A 17825-nucleotide genomic window follows, 5' to 3' on the forward strand; every position below is an offset into this window, starting at 1 on the left:
TCGCGCCGCCGTCGTCGCCCGGTCGTCACCGGCGGGCGATGGGGATTCGGGCACACGCCCCGGCGGATACGATTCACCTCACCCACCGACCCTGACCGGACTGTCCCCGGCGGACGCGGCGGCGTGTCCGATCCGGCGCAATTCGCCGTCGATATCCCCGCGTTCGCCGAGTTCGCGCAGCCGGGCCAGCCGGACGAAGCGTTCGGCGAAATCGGTCGCGGTCAAACCGCGGTCGCGGTATTCGGTGTAGAGCTCCTCGGCCCCGGCGGCGACGCTCCAGCGCGCCTCGAATCCGAGTTCACGGCGGGCGGCGGCGAAATCGACCCGGTACGAGCGCGGATCGGCCCCCGATTCCCCGGTGATCAGCACCTTCGCGCCGGGCACCACCTCGGCCACGGCGTCGGCGATCTCGGCGACGGTGAGGTTGTTGGTCTCGGTGCCGATGTTGTAGGCCCGGCAGTGGATCGCCGCCGTCGGCGCCTCCAGACAGACCGCGAACGCGCGCGCGATGTCCTCGGCGTGCACGAGCGGACGCCACGGGGTGCCGTCGGAGAGCACCTTGACCACGCCGTCGAGCACCGCGTGACCGACCAGGTTGTTCAGCACGATATCCGCGCGCAGACGCGGCGAGAATCCGAACGCGGTGGCGTTGCGCAGGAATACCGGGCTGAACCCGGAATCGGCCAGCGCCACCAGATCGTCCTCGACCCGGACCTTGCTCTGCGCGTAGGGGGTCAGCGGTCGCAGCGGCGCGCTCTCGTCGACCAGACCGTCGCCCGCCGACCCGTACACCGAACAGGTCGAGGCGTAGAGGAATCTGGTCACGCCCGCGTCCTTGGCCAGCCGGGCCAGCCGTACCGACGCGTGATGGTTGATGTCGTGGGTGATCTGGGGGACCAGCGCGCCCAGCGGATCGTTCGACAGCGCCGCCAGGTGGATCACCGCGTCGAACCCGGCGAGCTGCTCGGCCGTCACATCGCGCAGATCGGCCGCGATCCCGGGCGGATCCTGCGGCGCCGAACCCAGGACGCAATCGGCGAAGTAGCCGATGTCGAGTCCGGTCACCTCATGGCCGCTCGCGCGCAGCACCGGCACCATGACGGTGCCGAGATAGCCCTGATGGCCGGTGACGAGTACACGCATCCGCTACATTCCTCCGAACTCGATGACAGCCTTGTCGATCACGAAACCCTCCGCGTACGCGGCATGGCACTGCACCCCTCGGATCCGTGCCAGACCGAGGAACGCCGCTTCATCGAACCAGTCCCGCCCCACCTGCGAGGGATAGCACTGCATGAGCAGGCGTGCCTTCTCGGCCGCGAGCTCTGGCGAAACCGGATGCAGGAGTTCCGGTTTCGGGGTGTCGGTCTCCCACTTCAGTATCTCGTATCCGAGGACGAGATGGTTACGGAATTCGGTGGGCACCAGTTCGGCGAGGGTCCGGTGATCCTGGTGGGCGTCACCGCGCTGGGGTGCGAAGACCACCTCCGGCTCGGTGCCGTGCCGGAACGCCGCCAGCGCGTCCTTGACCGCAGCCCAGTGCGCGGGGGCGCGCCCGTCGGGGACGTCGAGCACGGTCAGTTCCAGATCGGCGGTGCCGCAGAAACTCTCCAGCGCCTTGCGTTCCTCCTCGGCGCGCGGGGTGTCTCGGCCCGAGAGCACCAGGGCGCGCACGCGCAGATCGGGATGGCGACGGGTCAGCGCGAGCAGGGTCGCGCCCATGCCGATGGCGATATCGTCGCAGTGCGCGCCGAGTATCGCGATCTCGCGCAGCGGCGCGGTGGTCAGCGTGATCACGGTGACTGCGGCTCCCACACCATCCACGGACGGTCGCCGCGGTGGTAGCCGGCGTCGAGTTCGGCCCGTTCCTTGAAGGTGTCGGCGGGTTTCCAGAACCCCGAGTGCTGGTAACCGAGCAGCCGTCCCCGCGCGGCCAGCGCGCCGCAGGCGTCCTCGACCAGGTCGCCGCCGGGCGGCAGGTGATCGAAGATCTCCTGGGTGAGCACGAAATAGCCGCCGTTCTCCCAGATCGGCAGCCGCGCCACCGGCGTGATGTCCTTGATCTCGCCGCCGGGGCGCATCTCCACGCAGTGGAACGAGGACTGCGGCGGCACCACCATCATGGAGGCGGCCGCGCCCGATTCGCGGAGCCGATCGACCATGGTGTCGAGCGGCGCGTCGGTCAGGACGTCGGAGTAGTTGGCCAGGAACATCTCGTCGCCGTCGAGGTGCGGGCGCACCCGGCGCAGCCGTTCGCCGATGGCCGATTCGACGCCGGTGTCGACGAAGGTGATCGTCCAGTCCGCGATATCGGAGCCGAGCAGTTCCACCTCGCCGCCCCGGATGACGAAATCGTTGGACATCGTCTCCTGGTAGCCGAGGAAGAATTCCTTGATGTGGTGTGCGCCGTACCCGAGACACAGGATGAACTCGCGGTGCCCGAAATGGGCGTAGTACCGCATCACGTGCCAGATCAGCGGACGCGGGCCGACCATCTGCATCGGCTTGGGCACCACGTCGGTATCGCTGTGGCGCATACGCATTCCGTATCCGCCGCAGAAGAGAACCACCTTCATGCCGGGACCACCTCCACGGCCTCGGACCCGACCGCGTTCGGGTCGACCACCCGCACGGTGGGCATCGGGTAGACCAGTCGCCCGCCCCATTCGCCGATATGGCGCAGTTGGGCGGTGATCTCGGATTCGAGATTCCACGGCAGCACCACCACCACATCGGGCCGGTCGGCGTCGATGCGCTCGGGGGAGTGGATCGGGATGCGGGTGCCGGGGGTGTAGCGGCCGTGTTTGTACGGGTTGCGGTCCACCGTGTACTCGAGCAGGTCGGGCCGGATACCGCAGTAGTTCAGCAGTGTGTTGCCCTTGCCCGGCGCGCCGTAGCCGACCACGCGACGCCCGGCCTCGCGCTGCGCCAACAGGTACCGCAACAGGTCTTGGCGCACGGTCTCGGCGCGGGTGCGCAGGGCCGCGTACCCCGCGACCTCGTGCAGCCCCTCGGCGGCCTCGCGTTCGAGCAGGGCGGCCACCCGCTCGGTCGGCACGGCGACCGAGTCGGGCCTGGCCCAGATCCGCAGCGATCCGCCGTGCGTGGGCAATTCGGTCACGTCGGCCACCGTGAGCCCGGCGCTCGCGAGGGCGCGCTGGGCCGACAGCAGCGTGTAGTACTGGAAATGCTCGTGGTAGATCGTGTCGAACTGACCGTGGCGCACCAGCGGCAGCGCGTGGTGCACCTCTATCGAGAGCCAGCCGTCCTCGGCCACCAGCGTGCGCAGGGCCCGGGTGAAACCGCGCAGATCCGGGATGTGGGCGTAGACGTTGTTCGCCACCACGAGGTCGGCGGGGCCGTGTTCGGCGCGTATGCGCCGCGCCAGCGTCTCGTCCAGGAAGGCGGTCACGGTCGGCACGCCCGCCTCGCGCGCGGCGGCCCCGACATTGACCGAGGGTTCGATGCCGAGGCAGGGAATTCCGGCCTCGACCACATGGCGCAGCAGATATCCGTCGTTGCTGGCGACTTCGGCCACGAACGAGTCCGCGGTGAGCCCGAGCCGGGTGATCGCCTCGTCGACGAAGGTGGCGGCATGGCGCACCCAGCTGTCGGAATAGGAGGAGAAATAGGCGTATTCGGTGAAGGTGTCCTCGGGGGTGATGAGCGCCGGTATCTGGAGCAGCAGGCAGTCCTCGCACACCCGCAGGTGCAGCGGATAGGTCTGCTCGGGCAGATCGAGTTCGTCGGCGGTGAGGAACTTCTCACACGGAGGTGTGGCTCCGAGGTCCACAACGCTCGACAGTCGGACCGAGTCACACAAACGACAACGCACGCGGGCTCCACTCGAAAACTGATGTGATATCGGCGGCGCCCCGCAGCCCGAGAAGCGGACTTCCCTGCCGACCGGGAGAAATTATCATCCGCGCGCCGCGATTGCGAGTCGAAGGGGCGCGGGAATTGTCGATCGCCGGGTGAACAGCATGTTTTCAGTTACCGCCGATCGGGCGGAAGTCGCCGCGATCGGACACATGGGATGAATTTGCGGCACACCTCGTTCCGTATGCCCGTACCCGATCACGGCACAGCCAAACATCGGCCACATTGTGACCTGTCTCCTATCGCTTGTGCGGAAGCCATGCGGGGAGCAATACTTTCGCAACAGATCGCCCCCGGCTTCGAATCGTCTCCGCCTCGACGTCGCCGGACGTACTGCCCCAGGAATTCCGCGCGGCCTCCGAGGCCGCGAAGAATGCGACGGTTCAAGCTTCAAGCAGGTGCTTTCCATGGTTTTCGAGCTCGGTGCCTCCGGCGGCGCGGTCGACCTGCGCCTGCATTTCGCCCGCCCCGGCGAACGCGACGGCTGGCGTACCAACTATCTACGCCGCATCGCCGCCACCGATATCACCGTGATGTCGACCTCCGTGGCGCTGGCGCAACTGTTCACCATCGACGCCTCCGCGTCGGCGCCGCTGGTCTGGAACCCGCAACTCGGCCTCCACAACACCCTGTTCTCGGTGGGCATCGTCGCGGCCTGGTCTATCCTGCTCGGCTGGAAGGGTTCTCGGTCCCGGCGCACCGTCGGTGTCGGCGGCGAGGAATATCGCCGGATCCTCGCGGCGACACTGAACCTGTTCGGGCTGATGGCGATCGTGTCGCTGACCCTGCGCGTCGAACTCACCCACGACTACCTCACCGTCGCGCTGCCGCTCGGACTCGTCGGACTGGCGGCGACGCGGACGATATGGCGCGCGCACGCGGCACGTCATCGCGCGCTCGGCCGGTATCGGCATTCGGTGCTGGTCGTCGGCGGTCCCGACGCGGCGCGCGCCATCGCCGCCGCGTTCTCGCGCAATCATCTGCACGGTTATCACGTGGTCGGCGTGTGCACCGCGAACGGACCCGATCCGGCCGCCCCGCAGACGATCCGAGTCGGCGGGCGCGAGATCCCGGTGACCGGCGACGACCGTTCGGTGGTGCGCGCGGCCCGCCGCACCGGTGCCGACACCGTCGTGGTGATGGCGACCGATCGGCTCGGACCGCACGATATCCGGTGTCTGGCCTGGGATCTGGACACCTTCGGCGCCGAACTGATCGTCGCGCCCGGTGTCATGGACATCTCCGGCACCCGGATGTCGAATCAGGTCCTCGCGGGTATGCCGATGCTGCATATCGAGAAACCGCAGTACGACCGGGCGCTGTCGCTGAGCAAGTCGGTGTTCGACGTCTGCTTCTCGCTGCTCGCCCTGGCTCTCATCGCGCCCGCGCTGCTCGCCGTCGCGGTCGCGGTGAAAATCACCAGCAAAGGTCCGGTCTTCTATCATTCAGAGCGAATCGGTATGGACGGCAAACCTTTCCGGATGATCAAATTCCGGAGCATGTACGTGCACGCCGACCGCCACGTCGGCTCCCTGATCGCGGGCAACGGCGGCAATCCGCTGTTCTTCAAACTGAAGAACGATCCGAGGGTCACCCCGGTCGGCCGGTTCCTGCGCAAGTACAGCCTCGACGAACTGCCGCAGTTCTTCAACGTGCTGCGCCGCGACATGAGTGTGGTCGGCCCGAGGCCGCAGGTGCGCAGGGAAGTGCACTCCTACAACGGAATCACCCGCAGACGCCTGCTGGTGCGTCCGGGCGTCACCGGACTGTGGCAGGTCAGCGGACGTTCCGATCTGGCTCCCGAGGAGTCGGTCGAACTGGATCTGTCCTATGTGGAGAACTGGTCGATGCTGCTGGACCTGCGCATCGTCGCCAAAACCGTGCGCGCCGTCGCCGCGGGCGACGGGGCTTACTGAGCGGTGCCGTAGGTCCGGATCAGCCGCGCCCGAATGTATTCCAGTTCCGGGACCAGGTCGAAGTCGGGAAACACCGTCCACTGGAAGGCGACGCCGAAGACGGCCATCGCGATATCGGTCGCCGCGCGCTCGATATCGATATCGGAGCGCACCGATCCGTCCTGTATCCCGTCTCGCAGTCCCGCCGCGACGCGGTCGGTTCCGCGCCGCAGATAGGACCGCACGCGCGGGCGTAGTCCGGATGTCGTCTTGACCGCCTCGAAACCCGCGATGAACATGCCGCGCAGGAAATCGGGATCCTCGCCGTGCAGTTGCACGACGCGGTCGAAATGAGCGACCGCCCGCTGGAGTCCGGTGGCGTCCGGCCTCGGATCGGGTGCGAGCCGCTCGACGTAGTCCTGCTGGAAGAACGCTTCGAGGATGGCGTCCTTGCTGCCGTAACGGGCGTGCACCATGGCCCGGCTGTAGCCGGCGCGACGACCGATCTCCGCCGCCGTGGTCGCCTCCCATCCCTTTTCGGCGATCAGTGCGATCGCCGCGAGGACGAGCCGTCGATTGGAGAGTTCGACGCGCTCCGGCTGCGTCAGTCGCGGGGTCGGAGAAGTCACCCTTGCGATATTAGACGCTCGACAACTAACTTGGTTGACGAGTGTCAACTACATCACACGAAAGGCCGATCATGACGCAGGCCATACTTCCGCCGCACCCGGGTGTCGGCGAGATCGGCATCCCCGGGGTCGCGAGATGAGTCGGCGCGCACTCGACGAACTGGGCTTCTACCTGCTGGCGGGCGCGGGCGGCGAGGGCCCGAGAACCCTGGTCGAGGAGGCCCGCAGGGGGGAGGAACTCGGTTTCGGCACGGCGTTCATCTCCGAACGATGGAACGTGAAAGAGGCCGCTTCGCTGGTCGGCGCGGCGTGCGCGGTCACCGAACACATGCGGATCGCCACCGCCGCGACCAATCACAACACCCGCCATCCGCTCATCACCGGATCCTGGGCGACCACCATGCACCGGCTCTCCGGCGGACGTTTCACCCTCGGCATCGGACGTGGCGTCGCGGCGATGTACGCGGCCTTCGGGGTGCCCGCGGTGACCACCGCCCAGATGGAGGATTTCGCGCAGGTCATGCGCAGGCTGTGGAACGGTGAGGTGATCATCGGCCACGACGGTCCCATCGGCAAATACCAGGTGCTTTTCCTCGACCCGGATTTTCGGGAGGACATCCGCCTCGGCCTGGTCGCCTTCGGCCCCCGCTCGCTCGCCCTCGGCGGCCGCGCCTTCGACGACGTCATCCTGCACACCTACTTCACCCCCGACACCTTGCGCCGCAGCGTCGACATCGTGAAGAAGGCCGCCGAGGAGGCGGGCCGCGATCCGGACGCCGTGCGGGTGTGGTCCTGTTTCGCGACGGTGGGCGATCATCTGCCCGAGGAGTTGCGGCTCAAGAAGACCGTCGCCCGCCTCGCCACCTACCTCCAGGGCTACGGCGATCTGCTCGTGCGGACCAACGACTGGGATCCGGCCGTACTGCAACGCTTCCGGGCCGACGCGGTGGTCAACTCGATCCCCGGCGGTATCGACCACAAGGCGTCGGCCGCACAGATCGAGCACATCGCGACGCTGCTACCCGAGGAATGGCTGGAAGTCTCGGCCACGGGATCGGCGGCACAGTGCGTCGACCGGATCCGCCGCGAATTCGACTACGGCGCCGACGCGGTCATCATGCACGGCTGCACCCCCGACGAACTCGAACCGATCGTCACCTCCTACCGCGAGCGCACGGCGAATCCGTGACACTCGCCTCGGCCGCCGACCCACCGCGAGAAGATGTGAGCCCCATGAACGCACCCGTGACGATTCCGCGTCATCCCTCCGAGGTGACCGGCGCCTGGCTGTCCGCCGCGTTGAGCACCGCCGAGAACCCGGTGACCATCGGCGATGTCGACGTGCACGCGGTCGGCACCGGCCAGACCGGCGCGACCTACCGCCTCACCCCGACCTACCTGTCCGACCCGGGAACCCTGCCCGCGACCTTCGTGATCAAACTTCCAGTACTCGACGATTCGGTGCGCGCCGGCGTCGTGCTCGGCTACATCAGCGAGGTCGCCTTCTACGCGAAAGCGGCTGGCGGGCTGCATGTTCCGACCCCGCGCTGCTACTACAGCGACATCAACGAGGACGGCAGCGAATTCGCCCTGCTGCTCGCCGATATGAACCCCGCGGTGCAGGGCGATCAGCTCGCCGGATGCGGCGCCCACGCCGCGCAGCTCGCCGTCACCGCGCTGGCGGGCCTGCACGGGCCGAGCTGGTGCGATCCGCGCTGGCTCGAGCTCACCGAATGCGCGATGCCCAAACCGGGGGATGCCGCCGCCTCCGGTGGGCTCGGACAGATCGCGGAGATGGGCGTCGGCATCGTACTCGACAAGATCGGCGACCAACTCGACGCCGCCGAGCGCGAAACCCTCACCGCCGCCATGGGACTCGTCACGCCGTGGCTGCTGCACGATCGGGAGCGGTTCTCGCTCATGCACGGTGACTACCGGCTCGACAACCTGCTGTTCGACCCGGCCGCGGACGCGGTGAGCGTGGTCGACTGGCAGACCATGGGCGTCGGACTGCCCGCCCGCGATCTCGCATACTTCCTCGGCACCAGCCTGCTGCCCGACGCGCGTCGCGAGCACGAGGCCGATCTGGTCCACCGCTACCACGACGCACTGGGGAAATACGGCATCACCGGCTACGACCGGGAAACCTGCTGGCAGGACTATCGATTCGGGATGTTGCAGGTGCCGCTGATCGCCACCCTCGGCTGCGCGTTCGCCTCCACGACCGAACGCGGTGACGAGATGATGGTGGTGATGCTGCGGCGCGGATGCGAGGCGATCCGGGATCTGGGCACACTCGACCTGATCGAGAGTCCGACCGGCTGAACGCGACCGGACGTCGGAGTCAGGCCGTCAGCGCCGAGATCACGGTGCGCGCTTGATAGTTCACGCCGAGCTGGTTGGGATGGAACGGTAGGGCGGGCCCGGGAGGGTCGCTGGTGTAGGGGACGAGCCCCTCGGCCCAGCGCACGCCGGGGGCCTGGCAGGCGTCGTGCCCGGCCGAACCGGCGTAGGTGTCGACGAATTCGACGCCGGTGCGTCGCGCGACGCGTGCGAGCATGGCGTCGAGTTCGACGAGTTTGGCGGCCAGCCAATCGACATCGGTCGGCGAGATCGGGATCGTCGGGAAACAGCCGCCGTTGGCGGCGACCCCTTCGAAATAGTCGAGCACGAGCACGCGGGCGTCGGGCGAGCGCAGGCGGATTCCCTCGATCGCGGCGGTGACGTGCGGTTCGGCGGCGGCGATATTCCGCGACATGCGGTCGACGCCGTCGACGACCCAGGTGCGCTGACACGGTGACACCGCGGGATCGACGGTCACGCACCCGCGCACGGCGGCGGCCAGCCCCACGTCGTTACCTCCGATCAGGACGGTGACCAGATCGGTGGTGGGCGTCAGGCGATCGAACTGCGGGGTGTTGGCGCCCGGCCACAGATCCCGGCCCACCGGCTGGTCCACGAGCATGTCGGCGGTGACGGCACCGGCGCAGGCGGCATCGCGGAAGGTCGGTATGGCCAGCGCCGCGGCGACCTGCCTGGAGTAGTTGTCTATCCGCTGCGCGCATCCGGCAGGCGCGAATTCGGTGGTGACCAGGGCCGCAGCGAGGGTGGCGTCGGCCGCCCAGGAATCGCCGAGCGCGACATACTCGTCGTAGCCGGGAGCCGCCGAGGAATGCGGCGCGGTGAGTACGGTGCCGATCGCGGCACAGGCGGCGACCAACGCGGGCGTGATTCTCATGGATGCCTCCGTGCGGTAGTGGTGCGGGGCATTCGTTCGAACGTCGTTGGAAAGTTAGCAGCCCGCCGAAGGAATCCCGGCACAGCGCACGCGGCGATTCGGCTACCCGCCGATCACCCGGCCAGGCGCCGGTGGGTGCCGCGCAGCGGATTCGCCACCGGTGACTTGATCGCGGGCAGCGTGATCGACATGCGGACCGTCGTGCCGGATTCGGTGTTGTCGATATCGAGATTCTCGGTGAGCGCCCGCATCATGTCGATGCCGCGGCCGCGGGTACCCGGATCGGCCGAACGCGGTTTCCACCCGCCGGAATCGGTGACGACGATGGCGACGGTCTCGGTATCGCAGGTCGCGGTGAGTTCGACCACGTGCTCACCGGCCATATCCCGGTAGGCGTGCTCGATGCTGTTACTGCATGCCTCGTTGGCGGCCGCGACCAGATCCGAGGCCAGATCGTGCGGTACCGCCGCCGCGGCGAACCAGGCCTTGAGGGCGCGGCGCAGTCCGGCGAGCCGATCGGCGTGCGCGGCGACGGTCAGACGCAGCGGCGCGGGCGGCTGCCGGTACACCACCATGGCGACGTCGTCGTCGTATCCGCCGTCGGGGCGCAGCCGCGACAGGACCGCGTCGGCCACCTCACGCGGCAGTTTGCCGGTGGTATCGGCGAGGACTTCGGCGATCTGGTCGAAACCGTCGTAGATATCGACACCGCGCTGCTCGACCAGTCCGTCGGTGAACAGCACCATGGTCGATCCGGGAGCCAGCGTCGCGGTCGCCTCGGGGCGACGCGGGATATCGAAGGTCGCCAGCGGCACCGAACGGCCGTCCTCCAACATCGTGCCCCGTTCGCCGACATCGGCGACGATCGCGGGCATATGGCCCGCGCTGCTGTAGCGGATCACCCCTCGCTGCGGATCGAGGACCGCGGCGAACACCGTGGTGCACATCGCGCCGGGAATCCGGCTCGCCACCGTGTCCAACTCGGCGAGCAGTTGCGCAGGCCCGGTCTCCCTGAGCAGCAGAGCCCGTGCTGCCGTGCGCAATTGGCCCATGACCACCGCGGCGGACAAGCCACGGCCGACACAGTCCCCGACGACCACGCCGATGGTCCCGTCCTTCAACGGCACCACGTCGTACCAGTCGCCGCCGATCTCGAGCGGCGGCAGCGCGGGTTCGTAGTGCACCGAGAATCGGGGCGGAAGTTCGATCGGACCGAGCATGGCGCGTTGCAGGGTGAGCGAGGTCGAACGGGCCTGGTCGAAGTTGCGCGCCCGCTGCACGGCCAGACTCAGATGCCCGATGAGCAGCGAGAACATCGTCCAATCCGCCGCGGTGATGGCGCGCGGCGCGGCGAAGCGCAACCACAGCGCGGCATCGCCGGTCTCACCGAGCGGGGCGACGATCCCCTCCGAACTCTGCGCGCCCTCCGGAATCGCCGACAGACTGCGCGGCAGCCTGCGCCGGGCCCGGTCCAATATCGTGCGGGCCCGCTCATCGAGCACCGGGCCCTCGGTGTTCGACGTGCCGGGCTCGATGGCTCCCGACATGTAGACCTCGGGGCTCGCGTGGCGATTCGGCCAGACCGATACCACCGCGGATTCCGCGCCGACGGTGCGCCGCAATTCGTCCAGGCCGACCGCGAGCACCTCCACCACGCTGGTCGCCGCGCCCACCGCCGTCGCCAGCCGCGACGCCGCCTGATCCCTGGCCTGCGCGTCGTGCTCGGCGGTCACGTCGCGAATGGTGCCGACGAAGATCCGCTGATTGTTGGCAGGCTCGATCAGGGCGCTCGTGCTGACCGCCAGCCACAGATCGCGGCCGTCGCGATGCCGGATGGGGATGACGAATCGCGAAGCCTCGGTGCCGAGATCGGGGTAGCGCGGCCCCGACGGCACCGACCACGGATGCGGCAGCGGGTAGGGCACACCGGCGGCGCCGTAACCGGTGAGCGCGCCGAACGCCGTATTGACCTCGATGACACTGCCGTTCGCGTCCGCGACGAAGAAGCCGTCCTGCAACGACTCGACCAGCGCGGTGCGGAAGGCGTCGCGCCCGGCGAGATCGTCGGCTCGGGAACGCTGTTGCTCGTAGCGGCGGGTGCCGTCGAGGTAGCCGCGGGTGGCGATATCGAGCGCGGCCAGGGTTTGCAGCAGGAATTCGAGCGCGCCCTCGGCCAGCCGGGGATCGACGGTACCGGAAACCCCGCCGCTCTCGGCGATCTCGGCGACTCGCGCGGCCTCCGCGGCGGTGACCAGACGGAAATGGTGTTCGGTCAGGTCGAGCAGGCTGATGTCCTCGACCAGCGCCCGCCTGCCGAGTTCGTACCCCTCGGACAGCGTCGCGTGCGTGGGTGAATCCAGGTGTCGCCGTAGCGCGTTCGTGTACGCGTCGAGGAAGGCCGCGAGCACTGTCGTCATGGCGCTTCGCTCACCGTCGTGCCGCGATGCCTGGCGGCGAGCACCAGGGCGTCGTCGGTGTCCTTGGCATGGCGGGACAGGATCTCGGAGGTGATGTCCGCGGTGGATTTGGCGAGGTCGATACTCTCCGCCGATTCGGCGACGATGCCGTCGGTCGACATCAGCAGCAGATCCCCCGGACGCACGTGCACGGTCTGCGGTTGCAGGTTCTGCGGCAGCCGGTACCCGACGATCCCGCCGGTGAGCAGCACCGTCGCCCGCACCGTCAACCCGGCCGGGCTCGCGCTCAGCACCCGGGACTCGACATTGCCGACCCCGAGCCAGCGGATCGCGTCACCGATGCCGAACAGGGCCAGCGACACCGCGGCGCCCCTGGTGTCGGCCATCGCCCGGTGACACAGCACCATCAGGACGTCGAGAGGTTCGGCCCGGTTCTCCGAAAGCACCTGTGCGGCACGGTCGGCCGCGTCCGCCGCGGCCGCGCCGTGTCCGAGACCGTCGAGCACCCCGAACAGGACACCGCCGTCGCCCGCGTCCAGCACCACGCAGCGATCACCGGAGATGTGTTGCCCGGGAAGCGCGCGACCGGCCACCGCCCACTCGATCCGGCCGATGATCCCGTCGTCACGCACCGTTGGGCACCCACTTCCACATCTCTATCAACGTGCCGCGCCCCGGTGCCGAATCGACGATGAGTCGATCCATCAGGCGCTGCGCGCCCGGAAGTCCCAGTCCCAGACCGCGTCCGGTGGAATAGCCGTCATCCAACGCGCGCGCGATATCCCGGATGCCGGGCCCCTGATCCTCGGCCTGGACGACCAGTGCCTGGCGTCCCTCTCGGTCGCCGACGAGCAGTCGGATCTCACCGCTGCCCGCGTAACTGGTGATATTGCGGGCGATTTCGGAGATCGCCGTGGAGATCATGGTCCGGTCGGTGAGGGAGAAGCCGAGCTGTGCCGCCAACTCCCGTCCGGCTTGACGTGCGGTCACGATGTCACCCGACACCTTCACCGCGATCACCATGTTCTCAGCGGCCACTGTCACGACCGTCTCGCTGGCGACGTCCCGAAGCCTTGCGATCCAGCCACGCAAGGCCCTCCTCGAGGTCGAGGGCGGTGTGCATGTCTTCGAATGTGAGCCCCAATTGCACCATGGCGAAAGCGACTTCGGGTTGCAGGCCGACGATCACCGTTTCGGCACCGCGGAGCTGCGTCATATGCGCGATGGTACGCAGCGATCTGGCCGCGAAGGAATCCATCACGTCGATCGCGGTGACGTCGACGATGATGCCGTGTGCTCTGTACTTGCTGACCTGTTTCATCAGGTCGTCCTGGAGACGCTCGGTGTCGGCGTCGGTCAGCGCCGACTGAACCGACGCGATGAGATACGTGCCCTGCTTCAGTATGGGTACCGGCATCAGGGCTACCGATCAGCGCCCGTCCCGTTCGATGGGCCGGTCGGTCACGCGGGTGACCTCGTAGCCCAGCAAACGTTCGGCCTCTTCGATGCCACCCTGGAGGTCACCGACGGCATTCATCTTGGACAGGTCGAGCCCGATCGTCACCAGCGTCAGCGCGATCTCCGAGGACAGGCCGGTGATGATGACGTTGGCGCCCATCAGGCCGGAGGCGTCGACGGTCTGCACGAGGTGGTTGGCGACCGTGGAGTCGATGGTCGGCACACCGGTGATATCGATGACGACCACCTTCGCGCGATTGGCGCGGATGGCCCGCAGCAACTGCTCGGTGAGCTGACGGGCGCGCTGGCTGTCCAGCACGCCGATGATCGGCAGGATCAGCAACTGCTCGCGCACCTGGAGAACAGGCGTGGAGAGCTCGCGGATGGCTTCCTGCTGCTGGCGGATGACGCGCTCGCGCTCCTGCACGAACGAGATGGCCACCGTACTCGCGATGCGGTTGGCGGCGGGCTCGTACGCGTCGAGGACGGAGTTCAGCAACTCGAAATTCGACTGGTACTTCTCGAACAGCGAACGGGCGAGCACGTCGCGCAGCAGCAGCACGATGCCGAGGACCTCGTCGGTCTCGACCCCTCGCGGAATGATGCGTTCGGACAGATCCCGCGCGTAGGCCTGTAGCGCTTCGACGCTACCGGTCTCGAGCACCTCGACGTAGTTGTCGTAGACGGAGGTCGCCTCGGAGAAGATCTCCTCCGGGGTCATCGCGGTGAGCAGCTGCGCATCGGTGATACGACGTGCCCACTCCTCGCGCAGGGCGGTGCGATTCTGCCGCAGGTGCTCGACAAGCTGTGGCAACAGGTTGTCGACCGGTCCCGCGGGCAGCGAATCCGCCGAAAGGCTCATGGACACCTCGGACATGGAAATTCCAGCCCCTTTCGACGGGTGGGTCGGGATCATCGTGCTGTGCGGCTGCTAACCGACACCGAGCCTAGTCATACCCCACGATGAATGCCCACGAAACCTTTGTGTTGGCGGCCCCCTTTGCAAACGGTCGGCTATGTGGCGAAGCCGTTTTCCAGGGCGGCCAGGGCTTGGTCGAGGTACACCGTGAGGTCGGCGTCGGCGCGGGGGAGCCAGGCGTCGAAGGCGGCGCGGGCCGCGGCGAGGGTGGTGCGGCCGACGGCGAGGGGGATGAGGTCGTCCTCGGATTGGCCGAGGCGGTGGGCGGCGAAGGCGCTGACGGCGCGTTCCCAGGCGTCGTAGTGTGCTCCTGCGGTGGCGGTGAGGGCGGGGATGTCGCTCACCAACTGCATGCGGGTGCGTAGTTCGGGGACGTCCTCGGCGCGGTATCTGTTCGCGTTGACGACGACGCGGCGGACGGCGGTCATCATCGGTTCGTCGGCGGGGACGGTGGCGAAGGCGGTGTGCAGGTTGGTGACCTCGTCGTCGAACCTGGCCCACAGGACCTCGGCCTTGGTGGGGAAGTAGCGGAAGAAGGTGCGCCCGCTGACACCGGCGGCGGCGGCGATCTGTTCGACGGTGGTGTTGTCGAAGCCCTGTTCGCTGAACAGCCGCATCGCGATCAGTTCCAGTTCGCGTTTGCTGGTGCCGCGTGGGCGGCCGCGGCCGGTGGTCGTGCCCGTTGTCGTCACGGGGAAAGTATGTCAGCTCGGCTGTCGTCCGCGGTCTTGATTTTGTCAGTGACTGACGTTAATCTCCGACCATGGAAGTGGCGGATCTCACGTGGCCGGAGGCGGGCGAACGCGCCGACCCCGGTGTGATCCTCGCGATACCGCTCGGCGCGACCGAACAGCACGGCCCGCATCTGCCGCTGTCCACCGACACCGATATCGCGGTGGCGCTGTGTCGGGGACTGGCCGGGCGGCGATCCGATGTCCTGGTCGCACCGGCGCTGCCCTACGGATCCAGCGGCGAGCACGCGGGTTTCGCGGGCACCCTCTCGATCGGGCAGGCCGCGCTGGAACTGGTCCTGGTCGAGCTGTGCCGATCGGCCACCGACACCTTCGACCGGATCCTGCTCGTCAGCGGACACGGCGGGAATCTGGAACCGCTGCGCCGCGCCGAGACACTGCTGCGCACCGAATCCCGCGACGTGCGCGGTCACTTCCCCCGCTACGAGGGCGATCCGCACGCGGGTCGCGCCGAGACCGCGCTGATGCTGGCGCTGCGGCCGGAGACGGTCCGCGCCGCGCGCGCCGAGCCGGGCGACACCCGTCCGCTGGCCGAGGTGCTGGCGCTGCTGCGCGCCGGCGGCGTGCGCGCGGTCAGCCCGAACGGCGTGCTCGGCGACCCCACCGGCGCGACCGCCGACGCGGGCACCGTCCTGCTCGATCAGCTGATCACCGACTTGTACGAAACGACCCGGCACTGGTGGCCGGTGGCCACACCCGAAAGGATCCACAGATGAATCCCTGGTTCGAAACCGTCGCCGAGGCGCAACGGCGCGCCAAGAAACGGCTGCCGAAATCGGTGTACGGCGCGCTGATCGCCGGCTCCGAGCGCGGCCAGACCATCGACGAGAATCAGCAGGCGTTCACCGAACTCGGTTTCGCGCCGCACTGCGCCGGATCGATCGGCGAGCGCGACCAGTCGACCAGCATTCTCGGACAGCCGCTGTCCATGCCGGTGATGATCTCGCCGACCGGTGTGCAGGCCGTGCACCCCGACGGTGAGGTGGCCGTGGCCCGTGCCGCCGCCGCCCGTGGCATCGCGATGGGACTCAGCTCCTTCGCCAGCAAGCCGATCGAGGAGGTCATCGCGGCCAATCCGTCGACCTTCTTCCAGCTGTACTGGTGCGGCAGCAAGGACGATCTGGTGCAGCGCATGGCCCGTGCCAAGGCGGCGGGCGCGGTGGGGCTGATCCTGACCCTGGACTGGTCCTTCTCGCACGGACGCGACTGGGGCAGCCCGGTCATCCCGGAGAAGCTCGACCTGCGCACCATGCTGAAATTCGCCCCGCAGACCCTGGCGCGGCCGCGCTGGCTGGCGACCTACGCGCGCTCGGGCCACATCCCCGACCTGACCGCCCCGAACATGGCCGTCGGCGACGGCGCGGCGCCCGGCTTCTTCGGCGCGTACGGCGAATGGATGAGCACCCCGGCCCCGGATTGGGACGACGTGCGCTGGATCGTCGAGCAGTGGGGCGGGCCGGTCATGCTCAAGGGCGTCATCCGGGTCGACGACGCGCACCGCGCGGTCGACGCGGGCGTCTCGGCGATCTCGGTGTCCAACCACGGCGGCAACAATCTCGACGGCACCCCGGCGGCCATCCGCGCGCTGCCGGTGATCGCCGACGCGGTCGGATCGCAGATCGAGGTGGTGCTCGACGGCGGTATCCGCCGCGGCAGCGACGTGGTCAAGGCTGTCGCCCTCGGCGCGCGTGCGGTCATGATCGGCCGCGCGTACCTGTGGGGCCTGGCCGCCAACGGTCAGGCGGGCGTGGAGAACGTGCTCGACGTGCTGCGCGGCGGCGTGGACTCGGCCCTGCTCGGCCTGCGCAAGACCGCGGTGACGGATCTGGATCGCTCCGACATCGTCGTTCCCGACGGTTTCGAGCGCGCGCTCGGCGTGCCCGCCAACGGTGTGCGCGCGGTGTCCGCCCCGGCGGAAACCCCCGCGGCCGAATCGCCCGCGGTGGCCTCCGCGAGCTGATTCAGGCTTCCGGCTCGGCCGCCGGACGTCGATGGTGGCCGAGCAGCGCGTCGTAGATATCGGCGAGCGCGGCGAGCTGCTCGCGATCGAGTGCGTCGATCATGTGTCGGCGCACACTGCGGACGTGCGCGGGCGCGGCGGTGTCGAGCACTTCGGCGCCGCGCGGGGTCAGGCGCGCCGCCGTGCGGCGGGCGTCGTCCGGGATGGGTTCCCGGACGACGAGCCCGCGCTTCTCCATCCGGGTGATCTGGTGCGAGAGCCTGCTCTGCGACCATTCCAATTTCTCGGCCAGATCCGCGAAGGTCAGCCGGTGGTCGGGTGCGTCCGCGAGGTTGGCGAGTACCGAGTACTCCACGAAGGTCAGATTCGAATCGCGTGCCGAATCGCGCCCGACCGCGGCGGCGACCAGGTCACGCGTGCGCACGAAACCGATCCACGCCCGCGTCTCGACGTCGTCGAGCCATTGCGGATCGCTCACGACACCGCTTCGCTGCGCTCACTCACGGCAGCCCTCCAAACTCTGACCTGTGCACCGAAATCGTCGCGGCCCGAATCGGTCACGACAACTGCCAGGTTGAGAGGTAGCACCACCGGGGTTGAACGTGCAACCTTTACCGGGGGTTACCGCGATGTAGGGTTGCCTAACCCGTGGGCGTCGCGGGCCGGTGGATAGGCTCG

18 protein-coding genes are annotated in these 17825 nt (G+C 68.3%); 5 read left to right on the forward strand and 13 right to left on the reverse strand.

Annotated elements, in window-relative coordinates; genetic code table 11:
* Window positions 1-78: 78 nt before the first annotated feature.
* Genes DAT37_RS24210 through DAT37_RS24225 form a run of 4 tightly spaced genes read right to left on the reverse strand, consistent with a single transcriptional unit; the run spans window position 79 to window position 3835 of the window.
* Entirely contained in the window at window positions 79-1143 is a 1065-nt protein-coding gene (locus DAT37_RS24210) for an NAD-dependent epimerase/dehydratase family protein (protein ID WP_109527088.1), read from the reverse strand.
* Window positions 1144-1146: 3 nt separating this feature from the next.
* Window positions 1147-1797: a PIG-L deacetylase family protein gene (locus DAT37_RS45655; RefSeq protein ID WP_109527387.1), complete on the reverse strand. Its 651-nt coding sequence runs from the start codon at window positions 1795-1797 to the stop codon at window positions 1147-1149.
* A complete protein-coding gene (locus DAT37_RS24220) occupies window positions 1794-2576 on the reverse strand; it encodes a glycosyltransferase family protein (RefSeq protein ID WP_109527089.1) in 783 nt (260 codons plus the stop codon). Before DAT37_RS24220 ends, DAT37_RS45655 begins: the two co-directional genes overlap by 4 nt.
* Complete coding sequence (locus DAT37_RS24225) at window positions 2573-3835, reverse strand: class I SAM-dependent methyltransferase (protein ID WP_109527090.1); 1263 nt, start codon at window positions 3833-3835, stop codon at window positions 2573-2575. Before DAT37_RS24225 ends, DAT37_RS24220 begins: the two co-directional genes overlap by 4 nt.
* A gap of 451 nt (window positions 3836-4286) precedes the next feature.
* Here DAT37_RS24225 and DAT37_RS24230 point away from each other — a divergent pair, with 451 nt between their 5' ends.
* On the forward strand, window positions 4287-5795 hold the full coding sequence (locus DAT37_RS24230; protein WP_109527091.1) for a sugar transferase: 1509 nt from the start codon (window positions 4287-4289) through the stop codon (window positions 5793-5795).
* Here DAT37_RS24230 and DAT37_RS24235 read toward each other — a convergent pair.
* Window positions 5789-6403 (reverse strand): TetR/AcrR family transcriptional regulator, encoded by a 615-nt coding sequence (locus tag DAT37_RS24235; protein ID WP_232839958.1) that lies wholly within the window; start codon window positions 6401-6403, stop codon window positions 5789-5791. The two genes, DAT37_RS24230 and DAT37_RS24235, sit on opposite strands and share 7 nt — an antisense overlap.
* Before the next feature lie 136 nt (window positions 6404-6539).
* Between DAT37_RS24235 and DAT37_RS24240 the strand changes: the two genes are divergently transcribed.
* Window positions 6540-7592: a TIGR03857 family LLM class F420-dependent oxidoreductase gene (locus DAT37_RS24240; RefSeq protein ID WP_109527092.1), complete on the forward strand. Its 1053-nt coding sequence runs from the start codon at window positions 6540-6542 to the stop codon at window positions 7590-7592.
* 44 nt (window positions 7593-7636) lie between these two features.
* On the forward strand, window positions 7637-8728 hold the full coding sequence (locus DAT37_RS24245; RefSeq protein WP_109527389.1) for a phosphotransferase family protein: 1092 nt from the start codon (window positions 7637-7639) through the stop codon (window positions 8726-8728).
* 19 nt (window positions 8729-8747) lie between these two features.
* Here the strand turns inward: DAT37_RS24245 and DAT37_RS24250 are convergent, their stop codons facing one another.
* From DAT37_RS24250 to mftR, 7 genes are all read right to left on the reverse strand, one after another.
* The gene (locus DAT37_RS24250; protein WP_109527093.1) at window positions 8748-9641 is read right to left on the reverse strand and encodes an SGNH/GDSL hydrolase family protein; all 894 of its coding nucleotides are present in this window, start codon (window positions 9639-9641) and stop codon (window positions 8748-8750) included.
* A gap of 113 nt (window positions 9642-9754) precedes the next feature.
* Complete coding sequence (locus DAT37_RS24255) at window positions 9755-12058, reverse strand: SpoIIE family protein phosphatase (protein WP_109527094.1); 2304 nt, start codon at window positions 12056-12058, stop codon at window positions 9755-9757.
* Window positions 12055-12690: a SpoIIE family protein phosphatase gene (locus tag DAT37_RS24260; RefSeq protein ID WP_109527095.1), complete on the reverse strand. Its 636-nt coding sequence runs from the start codon at window positions 12688-12690 to the stop codon at window positions 12055-12057. The genes DAT37_RS24255 and DAT37_RS24260 overlap by 4 nt, the downstream gene beginning before the upstream one ends.
* The gene (locus DAT37_RS24265; protein WP_109527390.1) at window positions 12683-13081 is read right to left on the reverse strand and encodes an ATP-binding protein; all 399 of its coding nucleotides are present in this window, start codon (window positions 13079-13081) and stop codon (window positions 12683-12685) included. Before DAT37_RS24265 ends, DAT37_RS24260 begins: the two co-directional genes overlap by 8 nt.
* Window positions 13082-13085: 4 nt before the next feature.
* The gene (locus DAT37_RS24270) at window positions 13086-13475 is read right to left on the reverse strand and encodes an STAS domain-containing protein (protein ID WP_109527096.1); all 390 of its coding nucleotides are present in this window, start codon (window positions 13473-13475) and stop codon (window positions 13086-13088) included.
* Window positions 13476-13487: 12 nt separating this feature from the next.
* Entirely contained in the window at window positions 13488-14393 is a 906-nt protein-coding gene (locus DAT37_RS24275) for an STAS domain-containing protein (RefSeq protein WP_109527097.1), read from the reverse strand.
* Between the two features lie 137 nt (window positions 14394-14530).
* The gene (gene mftR / locus DAT37_RS24280; RefSeq protein ID WP_109527098.1) at window positions 14531-15127 is read right to left on the reverse strand and encodes a mycofactocin system transcriptional regulator; all 597 of its coding nucleotides are present in this window, start codon (window positions 15125-15127) and stop codon (window positions 14531-14533) included.
* A 71-nt stretch (window positions 15128-15198) separates the two neighbouring features.
* Between mftR and mftE the strand changes: the two genes are divergently transcribed.
* Window positions 15199-15903 carry a mycofactocin biosynthesis peptidyl-dipeptidase MftE gene (mftE, locus tag DAT37_RS24285; protein ID WP_109527099.1) on the forward strand — a complete coding sequence of 235 codons (705 nt, stop codon included), beginning with the start codon at window positions 15199-15201 and terminating at the stop codon, window positions 15901-15903.
* Entirely contained in the window at window positions 15900-17147 is a 1248-nt protein-coding gene (gene mftD / locus DAT37_RS24290; RefSeq protein ID WP_109527100.1) for a pre-mycofactocin synthase MftD, read from the forward strand. Before mftE ends, mftD begins: the two co-directional genes overlap by 4 nt.
* A 1-nt stretch (window position 17148) precedes the next feature.
* Here the strand turns inward: mftD and DAT37_RS24295 are convergent, their stop codons facing one another.
* A complete protein-coding gene (locus tag DAT37_RS24295) occupies window positions 17149-17625 on the reverse strand; it encodes a MarR family winged helix-turn-helix transcriptional regulator (protein ID WP_109527101.1) in 477 nt (158 codons plus the stop codon).
* Between the last annotated feature and the right edge of the window lie 200 nt (window positions 17626-17825).

It is taken from the genome of Nocardia aurea (assembly GCF_003123685.1).
GTDB classification, from domain to species: Bacteria; Actinomycetota; Actinomycetes; order Mycobacteriales; family Mycobacteriaceae; genus Nocardia; species Nocardia aurea.

Coding starts and splice junctions, on each gene's coding strand:
- DAT37_RS24255 (WP_109527094.1), bottom strand. CDS start 12,058: ATGACGACAGTGCTCGCGGCCTTCCTCGACGCGTACACGAACGCGCTA.
- mftE (WP_109527099.1), top strand. CDS start 15,199: ATGGAAGTGGCGGATCTCACGTGGCCGGAGGCGGGCGAACGCGCCGAC.
- DAT37_RS24270 (WP_109527096.1), bottom strand. CDS start 13,475: ATGCCGGTACCCATACTGAAGCAGGGCACGTATCTCATCGCGTCGGTT.
- mftD (WP_109527100.1), top strand. CDS start 15,900: ATGAATCCCTGGTTCGAAACCGTCGCCGAGGCGCAACGGCGCGCCAAG.
- DAT37_RS24220 (WP_109527089.1), bottom strand. CDS start 2,576: ATGAAGGTGGTTCTCTTCTGCGGCGGATACGGAATGCGTATGCGCCAC.
- DAT37_RS24265 (WP_109527390.1), bottom strand. CDS start 13,081: ATGGTGATCGCGGTGAAGGTGTCGGGTGACATCGTGACCGCACGTCAA.
- DAT37_RS24230 (WP_109527091.1), top strand. CDS start 4,287: ATGGTTTTCGAGCTCGGTGCCTCCGGCGGCGCGGTCGACCTGCGCCTG.
- DAT37_RS24275 (WP_109527097.1), bottom strand. CDS start 14,393: ATGTCCGAGGTGTCCATGAGCCTTTCGGCGGATTCGCTGCCCGCGGGA.
- DAT37_RS24250 (WP_109527093.1), bottom strand. CDS start 9,641: ATGAGAATCACGCCCGCGTTGGTCGCCGCCTGTGCCGCGATCGGCACC.
- DAT37_RS24240 (WP_109527092.1), top strand. CDS start 6,540: ATGAGTCGGCGCGCACTCGACGAACTGGGCTTCTACCTGCTGGCGGGC.
- DAT37_RS24245 (WP_109527389.1), top strand. CDS start 7,637: ATGAACGCACCCGTGACGATTCCGCGTCATCCCTCCGAGGTGACCGGC.
- DAT37_RS24210 (WP_109527088.1), bottom strand. CDS start 1,143: ATGCGTGTACTCGTCACCGGCCATCAGGGCTATCTCGGCACCGTCATG.